This window comes from Proteiniphilum sp. X52, from assembly GCF_003712195.1.
In the GTDB taxonomy this organism is placed as follows: domain Bacteria; phylum Bacteroidota; class Bacteroidia; order Bacteroidales; family Dysgonomonadaceae; genus Proteiniphilum.
The window spans coordinates 1-8,601 of record NZ_RDSD01000038.1 but is presented as its reverse complement, the minus strand read 5'-3'; the positions used below and the strand labels follow the sequence as shown (position 1 = coordinate 8,601).

The following is an 8,601-nucleotide window of genomic DNA, read 5'->3' as shown; positions in this document are numbered from 1 at the left end:
CGTTTTTTGGGGTGTTTTTCGGCGTTTTCGGCGATATTGAACGGCAATACTCCGTTTTTTAAGCCGATTTTAAGCCGCTTCTCGCATCAAAAAAGGGTGGATAGAACCGTCCTGAGTGGGTGGGCATGCTCCGTTTTCGCCAGATATTGTTAAGAGTTAGGTTTAAGATATTGTAAATAGATATAAGTATGAAGAATTTAATGTTTGCAGATACAGAACGAATAACCCATCATTTGATGTTAAACGCTTATTTTAATCCTGACCTTGGATTATTCCATGGCCAAATGGGTACTGTTTTGGCGATGTCAGAATATTCCAAATATATGAATAATGAAGTTTATTTTGACGTGGCTTCATGTTTGTTGGACAATATTGCAGGGAAAATGCATAAAAATTTGCTTTTTTCATTTGCCTCCGGACTCTCCGGAATCGGTTGGGGCATAGAATACCTGATACAAGGGGTTTCCCGAGAAAGCCTTTTCCGCTTCCTCAAGAGTGGAAAACGATTTGTAGAGGGCGCTCTCGAAACCGGAAATCTGTGCTTTGCAATCATCCCAGGAGTGATAAATCCCTGGTTTCACCCCTTTCCAAACGACGTAGAACTTCTTTTTCGCCATCGACCGGGCCTCACATCGATTCGAGGATATAGGGGGTTAACTCCTCTTCCAGTTCCTGATGGCGGGGTTGCTCCTCTATCATGACGATGCTGTCCACGATGAATTTGGTATATCCCCGCCAGGGCAGCGCGCCGAAATACTCTTTGTAATGCAACTGCACATTCTTGCCGCCGGATGTCATCAGTTGTTCCGCAATTTTTTTGCCGAGCACGGAAAATGTCTAATGTAATTGAACTTATTCGTTAAACAGTCGGCTTCGGGCAATCATGCAGGCACCGATGATCCCGGCCTTGTTCTTCAGTTTCGAGGTCACGATCCGGGTGTCTTTATTTACCAGGTTCAAGGAGTGTTTTCTGATGGAACTCCGTATGGGAAGCATGATAAACCCTTCTGTTTCGGCTACTTGCCCGCCAATAATCACCAACTCCGGATTGAAGATATTGATGAGGCCGGCAATATATTTTCCCAATTTATACCCCACCTCCTCCACGATCTCGATACAGAGAGGATCTTCCATATTGGTAGCCTTGATGATGTCGGTAAGGGTGAGTTTATTGATATCTTTTATCTGCTCCGTGAGGAGAGTGCTTTCTCCTTTCGAGATACGCTCCATCACCATCCTGTGTATTGCTAAACCGGATGCTTCTGTTTCGAGGCATCCTTTTTTCCCGCAATGACAGAGAATCTCATTCTCGAAAATGGGAAAATGGCCGAATTCACCGGAAAAACCTGATTTTCCGTAATAAGGCTTGCCGTCGATAATAATACCAATGCCCAACCCCCAGGAAATATTCACAAAAATGACATTCTGTTCCCCTTCCGCCACACCCTTCATATACTCGCCGTAGGCCATGGCACGCGTGTCGTTATCAATTCCCACATTGTAATTCAGCTTTCTGGTAAGTGTTTCACTGATAGGTCTTTCGCTGAAATAAAAACTGCTGTAACTGTATCCCGATTCGGGATTTACACGGCCTGAGATGTTCAGGTTGATGTTGAAAATCTTTTTTTTGAGTTCTCCGGTCTTGTCAATAAATTTCTGAATGTGGTCACAAAGAACATCGAACGACTCCGTCGTGTTTTCATAAGTGTAGGGTGTGCCCATCTGATAATCAATTATATTGCCTGTAAAGTCCATCAAGGCAATGTTCAGGTGATGCCGGCTCATATCCACCCCCACAAAATAGGCGGAAGCGGGATTTAATCCGTACACGCTCGGATGTCTGCCGCCAGTTGTCTGGATCTTGCCGAATTCGGCTATCAATCCCTGATCCTTGAGTTCGGCGATGAATTTGGTTATGGTGGGCACACTCAGGTCGAGCTCTTTGGATAATTCGGCGATGGTGTCATTCCCTGTGGTGATAAAGTGATTGATAATGTCTTTCTTTATCTGAACATTCTTCGGGCTTTTATCGCTTTTTAAAAGAAAATTCTTTACCATGATATAATCCGTTTAGTGATAAATTCAGATCACACCGATCCTTTGTCGCGGAACAATTCCTCTTGTCCCGGGAAGTTTCCGCGATGAAAACAAACAAAGATATGAACTTTTTCGTTAAGCGAGCGCGGAACAAATTTATTTGTTTTGCCGAGAATGGAAAAAGCCTGATGTGATTGAAAAAATGATCTGATAACGGCAAAAAATAAAGAAATCTTTGCGATATGCCTTTCCTATCTTTTCTTTTTTGGTACTTTTGTACAAAATAGCGATAATGCCTTTATTAGGGACCTGGTTTATGGAATGGAAACCTAACATTCAACTATAAATAAATAATCTATGAATTACTTTTATCTTGTGCCAGTCGCCTCTATTGTGGCGCTGATTTTTGCATATTACTTCTTTAAGAGAATGATGAAGGAGAGTGAGGGCACGGAGAAAATGAAAACCATTGCCCGTCACGTCCGGGAGGGTGCCATGTCGTACCTTACACAACAGTACAAAGTGGTGATCGCGGTGTTTATTGGGCTGGCTCTTCTTTTTGCTGTCATGGCCTTTTTTGGCTTACAAAACAACTGGGTGCCGTTTGCTTTTCTAACCGGCGGTTTTTTCTCTGGCTTGGCGGGTTTCTTCGGTATGAAGACGGCCACTTACGCCTCGGCCAGGACGGCCAATGCCGTGCGTCGTTCGCTGAACAGCGGATTGCAGGTCGCCTTCCGGTCGGGTGCCGTCATGGGGCTTGTGGTAGTGGGACTGGCGTTGCTTGATATTTCCGCTTGGTATCTGATCCTGGATCATTTTGTGGAGGATGCCGAGGCCGGGCATAAACTGATCATGATCACCACCACCATGCTTACCTTTGGGATGGGGGCTTCCACGCAGGCCCTGTTCGCCCGTGTGGGCGGCGGTATTTATACCAAAGCGGCCGATGTGGGCGCCGACCTGGTGGGAAAAGTGGAGGCCGGCATTCCGGAGGATGATCCGCGTAATCCGGCCACCATCGCCGATAATGTGGGAGACAATGTGGGTGACGTGGCGGGGATGGGTGCCGACCTCTATGAGTCGTACTGCGGCTCCATCCTTTCCACGGCGGCCCTAGGGGCATCGGCTTTCGCGATGACTCCCGCGATGCAAAAGAATGCCGTCTTTGCTCCTATGATCATTGCCGCCATCGGTGTGTTCCTTTCGATCCTCGGTATCTTTTTGGTGAGGACCAAGGAGGACGCCTCGGTGAAACAGCTGATGGATTCCCTCAACCGGGGTGTGAATGTGAGCGCGGCCCTGATCGCGGGCGCTGCCTTTGGTGTCCTATACCTGCTTGGGTTCAGCAACTGGGTGGGATTGTCTTTCTCGGTAATTGCCGGCCTGCTTGCCGGGATTATCATCGGGCAGGGTACCGAATACTTCACTTCGCATTCCTATAAACCCACAAGGGATATCGCTGCCAGCGCGAAGACGGGCCCTGCTACGGTAATTATCTCCGGCATGGGCACAGGATTCATCTCAACGGCGGTACCGGTGATCACCATAGTGTCGGCCATCGTGGTCTCTTACCTTTCCGCCATCCGTTTCGATGTGCAGAATATGATTTCCGCCCAAAACCTGAGTCTGGGGTTGTATGGCATCGCCATCGCCGCGGTGGGTATGCTTTCCACCCTGGGTATTACACTGGCTACCGATGCTTACGGCCCCATCGCCGATAATGCCGGAGGTAACGCCGAGATGAGCGGACTGGAGCCGGAAGTGAGGAGACGTACCGATGCCCTGGATGCGTTGGGGAATACTACCGCCGCTACGGGCAAAGGATTTGCCATAGGCTCGGCGGCATTGACCGGACTGGCGTTGCTGGCATCCTATATGGAGGAAATACGCATCGGGATGCTTCGTCTGGGAAACGATGTGCTCAATTTTGCCGATGGAGATACGGTGGAAGTGGCAAAAGCCAGTTTTGTGGATTTTATGAACTATTTCCAGGTTACACTGATGAATCCGAAAGTACTTGCAGGCGTTTTCCTCGGATCGATGATGGCGTTCCTTTTCTGTGGACTCACAATGAACGCCGTGGGAAGAGCGGCACAAAAGATGGTGGAAGAAGTGCGACGGCAATTCCGTGAAATAAAGGGAATATTGACCGGGGAGGCCTCTCCCGATTACGCGCGTTGCGTGGCCATCTCTACCAAAGGTGCCCAGCGGGAGATGCTGCTGCCCTCCTTGTTGGCGATTATCGCGCCTATATTGACCGGTCTGTTGTTCGGAGTGCCCGGAGTGATGGGGCTGCTGGCTGGCGGCCTGGGCGCCGGTTTCGTGCTTGCCATTTTTATGGCCAATGCGGGCGGAGCCTGGGACAATGCGAAAAAATACATCGAAGAGGGTCATTTGGGCGGAAAAGGCGGAGAAGCACATAAGGCCACTGTGGTGGGCGATACGGTAGGTGACCCCTTTAAAGACACTTCCGGCCCCTCCCTCAATATCCTTATCAAGCTGATGAGTATGGTCTCTATCGTGATGGCCGGCCTGACTGCAGCATGGAGCCTCCTGTAGGTCGCTCCTTTTTAGCGTTTATTATTAATAGCGATGCCTTTGGGTTCGGTAACATTTTGTATATTTGCAGCATATAGGATACACCTCGGAAAAGTTCGACAAGTTAGACTATTCCTGCGTTCGGCAAAACGAGTAAACTCGTGCTGCGCTCTCTTAACGGAATAGTTCAAACGAGCTTGGCTTTTCACTCGGCTTTCGCTATATTTGACGCTCGAAATCACACTTTTCAAGAGGTATTATTAACATTCAAATATAAATCAATTATGAGCTTTCTGACGAACGACAAATTAACGATTGTAGGAGCTGCCGGCATGATCGGTTCCAATATGGTGCAAACAGCCGCCATGATGCGTTTAACGCCCAATATCTGCCTTTACGACCCGTTCGCGCTCGGTCTCGAGGGGGTAGTGGAAGAGATGCGTCACTGCGGTTTCGAAGGAGTAAACTTCACTTATTCCACCGATGTGAAAGAAGCATTCACCGGTTCCAAATACATGATCTCTTCCGGTGGCGCGCCCCGTAAGGAAGGCATGACCCGCGAAGACCTGCTGAAGGGGAATGCCGAGATAGCCGCCCAGCTCGGGAAAGATATCAAGGCCTATTGCCCGGAACTGAAGCACCTGACCATCATCTTCAACCCGGCCGATATTACCGGACTGGTAGCCCTGATCTATTCAGGAATGAAACCGTCTCAAGTGACCACCTTGGCGGCGTTGGACAGCACCCGTCTGCAAAGCGAGTTGGCAAAACATTTTGGCGTGGAGCAGAGCAAAGTGACCGGCGCGCGCACCTATGGCGGCCATGGCGAGCAAATGGCTGTTTTCGCTTCCACTGCCAAGGTAGATGGCAAACCCCTGACAGATCTCATTGGAACAGACGCTCTTTCCAATGAAGCATGGGCTGAATTAAAAACACGCGTGACCAAAGGTGGTGCCAATATCATCAAGCTGCGTGGCCGTTCTTCTTTCCAGAGTCCCTCTTACACTTCAGTGGAGATGATCCGTGCTACAATGGGCGGCGAATCTTTCCGTTGGCCGTCAGGATGCTACGTGAACATCCCCGGATTCGAACATATCATGATGGCGATGGAAACCATGCTCGATAAAAACGGTGTTTCATTCGGAGAGGTGAAAGGTACCGATGCCGAGATCGCTGAACTGAAACAGAGCTATGGACACCTCGTGAAACTGCGCGACGAGGTGATCGCCATGGGTATCATCCCCCCGGTGGATCAATGGAACAGCGTGAATCCGAATCTGTAAGAAAACGAAGTTTGCCCTAATATTATACAGTATAGTTAAAAACCGGCTCTGAAAAGGGCCGGTTTTTTCATATACGGAGCATATCTACCAATTATCTTATCATGAACTCAAATCCATGTTAATAAACATTTCTTCAGGTTTATTTTGTAGATTTGCAGGAAGAAAATAATTTATACCAAATGGCTCAGATTTACGATAATATTCAAACAATTAAATCTCGGATTAAAGATTGATTTAATTGAATGAAAAACCCTTGCGCTAAAATAGATTTTTTAGTTGATAATAATCGTATATATAAATAAAATATAAACTTTTTAGTTGAATATATAAACATTATACTATATCTTTGTGTTACCATAATGAGAACCAGACAAGACGTTGAGAAGTTCTTGGAAGAGATCAGGACCAAAGAAGCTTGCGGTTTGATAACCTTTATGTTCCTGAACCAGCGGCAAAAGAATGCGCAAGCATTACTTGATTTGGATATACCTCCGGATAAGCGGAAGGAAGTAATTTTACAATTGAAGGCTGAAGATTTCTACAGAATAGAAGAAGGAGTCTATCAGGAGCAATACGAAATGGTGGCTTTCGGTAAAATAGTAAAAGGTATTGAAGTGTATATAAAAATCTCTGTCACCAAAAGAAACGTAATATGTATCTCATTTCATAAAGCGGAGCATCCCATCATCTATCCTTTTAAAGATTAAAGTTGAATAGCAATGTTAAGTCCGTTTACAGAGAAAGAAATGTTCGTTCGGAAGGAATGGCGTGATATGACATTCCGGAAAGAAACGTTCAAGGTGTGTTTTCATACATGGAAGTGTGAAGATACGGGTGAAGAGTTCGAAGATGAACATTTCGCGCAATTGAATTACAATCAGGTCATCAATCAATATAGGGAGAAATATAATATTCCCTATCCCGATGAGATAAAATCCATACGGGAAAAATATGATCTATCGGCAATAAAAATGTCGCATGTTTTGGGATTCGGAGACAACACATACCGGCAATATGAAGCGGGAGAGGTGCCTACCCAAGCCAATGCCCGATTGATTCAAATGGCTGCCGACCCGAGAAAATTTCTCGATATGATTGATCTTTCTCACGCATTGGAAGGTAGCGCCCTGGAAAAAGCAAGACGCAATGCGGAAAGATTGATTGATAAGGCCGATAAGGAAGAAGCAGTAGTCATAAGCTATCTTTTTGACGGTAAGCGGCGAAGTAGGTTCACCGGATTTGGCAAGCCGAATTTTGAGAAATTTGTGGAAATGATTATATATTTCTGCACCAATCAACGACCGTGGAAAACGAAATTGAACAAGTTGCTGTTTTATGCGGATTTTACCTTTTTCAAAGAATATGGTGTCTCCATAAGTGGATCGGAGTATTACGCGATTGATATGGGCCCTGTCCCAGATAATTTCAATAGTATTTTTGAACATCTGACAAAAACTGATCTGTTGAAAGTGTATAACAAAATATTCTCTGATGGGGGAGTGGGGGAAAGGTATCTTCCCGCAAGAGAGTTCAATGATAAGTTATTTGAAGAGCCGGCACTGAAAATACTACAAAGTATTAATGACAAATTCAAAGATTTCTCTACCCAGGAAATGATTGATTTAAGCCACGAAGAGATTGGTTGGCAGCAGAGTTTCGACGATTCGCATCGTCCAATCGATTATTTATATGCATTTGAGCTAAAGAATTAGTACTCTCATGTAATTTACCCTTTCCTGGAAATAATCATTTACTGAAATTGCCAAAAACAGCTTTTTTGAGCAGTAGGAAAATTTTTCCGATAGCCATACTGAGCAACCCATCATATTGATTATGGGGAGGGTGCTTTACAAAACAAATCCCCCGATCTTTTGCAAAATCCTTAAAGAGAGAAGCGACTTTCTACTTATTTCACCTGTTTCGCAGACGATAATGCGTCAACCCCAATCCCGACAAAGTTGTTTTACCCGAAACAATTATATCATTGAGATAGCAGATAAAGTGGTCTTTGGGTTTTTAGACGAAAAAGGGAGTCTATATCGCTTGTATCTCGAAGCCAAAGCGAAAGGTAAGTACATTCAAATAATAAGTAAGATATAGGTAATCCTTTTTAATAAGATAAAACTTTTTCTGATGCGAAAGTTATCCAAATCATCTTTTCACAAAGGTCCTGACCAATTCCTTTTCCGGTGTAAGCATTGTAACCTTGAATCCCTTACTTTGCAGTAGGTTGATCAATGGAACCGGAGGAAAAGGAGAGATCAGTTCCATACATTCTCCGGGCAACAACTTTTCAGCCTGTGAAATAACCAAATCTTTGGGATGATCCCCTGCTTTGATGATCGGGCGTACATCCAGGGTAAATACAACCGACGTTTCGGAGATTTCGTGTGAGAAAGGAACAGACGCCTCTTCCCCGTCAGGACAAAAATCTCCCCCCAATTCAGGCATTCCGGCCTCTTTCCGTAATGTGTTTACCATGTCTGCTACATTGACATTACCCACTTTGGCAGCCTGCCGCAGCGAAGTTACTTTAGCCACTGTATTTCGTAGTATAATACTCCCCCAAAACTGGACACCAGGTTAAGACATGACGATGAAATGAAAAAACATTATCTTTAACAAAAAAAATTATGTCCACAACAAGAAGAAAATTCAGTAAAGAGTTTAAAGCTAAAGTCGTATTAGAATCTCTAAAAGAACGCGAAACAATAGAAAGTTTAGCTAAGAAGTATGAACTGCT

At 45.4% G+C, this 8,601-nt stretch carries 9 protein-coding genes; 5 read left to right on the top strand and 4 right to left on the bottom strand.

What is annotated here, in order from left to right:
- Window positions 1-404 precede the first annotated feature (404 nt).
- From D7D25_RS17160 to D7D25_RS17150, 3 genes are read right to left on the bottom strand one after another with little or no spacing between them, the layout of a single operon-like run.
- Window positions 405-617: a viroplasmin family protein gene (locus D7D25_RS17160; RefSeq protein WP_370453867.1), complete on the bottom strand. Its 213-nt coding sequence runs from the start codon at window positions 615-617 to the stop codon at window positions 405-407.
- 10 nt (window positions 618-627) lie between these two features.
- Window positions 628-828, bottom strand: coding sequence for a hypothetical protein (locus D7D25_RS17155; RefSeq protein WP_370453866.1), 201 nt, complete (start codon window positions 826-828; stop codon window positions 628-630).
- 24 nt (window positions 829-852) lie between these two features.
- Entirely contained in the window at window positions 853-2,058 is a 1,206-nt protein-coding gene (locus D7D25_RS17150; RefSeq protein ID WP_122970145.1) for an ROK family transcriptional regulator, read from the bottom strand.
- Window positions 2,059-2,394: 336 nt separating this feature from the next.
- On the opposite strand from D7D25_RS17150, the gene D7D25_RS17140 reads away from it, so the two are divergent.
- The 4 genes from D7D25_RS17140 to D7D25_RS17125 all read left to right on the top strand — a co-directional run bounded on the left by D7D25_RS17140 (window position 2,395) and on the right by D7D25_RS17125 (window position 7,570).
- Window positions 2,395-4,596 carry a sodium-translocating pyrophosphatase gene (locus D7D25_RS17140; protein ID WP_122970143.1) on the top strand — a complete coding sequence of 734 codons (2,202 nt, stop codon included), beginning with the start codon at window positions 2,395-2,397 and terminating at the stop codon, window positions 4,594-4,596.
- 263 nt (window positions 4,597-4,859) lie between these two features.
- Window positions 4,860-5,858 carry a malate dehydrogenase gene (locus tag D7D25_RS17135; protein WP_122970142.1) on the top strand — a complete coding sequence of 333 codons (999 nt, stop codon included), beginning with the start codon at window positions 4,860-4,862 and terminating at the stop codon, window positions 5,856-5,858.
- Window positions 5,859-6,217: 359 nt separating this feature from the next.
- Window positions 6,218-6,565, top strand: coding sequence for a type II toxin-antitoxin system MqsR family toxin (locus D7D25_RS17130; protein WP_122970141.1), 348 nt, complete (start codon window positions 6,218-6,220; stop codon window positions 6,563-6,565).
- 39 nt (window positions 6,566-6,604) lie between these two features.
- Window positions 6,605-7,570: a type II toxin-antitoxin system antitoxin SocA domain-containing protein gene (locus tag D7D25_RS17125; RefSeq protein ID WP_255417375.1), complete on the top strand. Its 966-nt coding sequence runs from the start codon at window positions 6,605-6,607 to the stop codon at window positions 7,568-7,570.
- Between the two features lie 439 nt (window positions 7,571-8,009).
- Here the strand turns inward: D7D25_RS17125 and D7D25_RS17115 are convergent, their stop codons facing one another.
- Entirely contained in the window at window positions 8,010-8,399 is a 390-nt protein-coding gene (locus D7D25_RS17115) for a DUF2249 domain-containing protein (RefSeq protein WP_255417374.1), read from the bottom strand.
- A 92-nt stretch (window positions 8,400-8,491) separates the two neighbouring features.
- Here D7D25_RS17115 and D7D25_RS18850 point away from each other — a divergent pair.
- Window positions 8,492-8,601: transposase (locus D7D25_RS18850; protein ID WP_148038975.1), on the top strand; the 110-nt coding region annotated here is incomplete at its 3' end.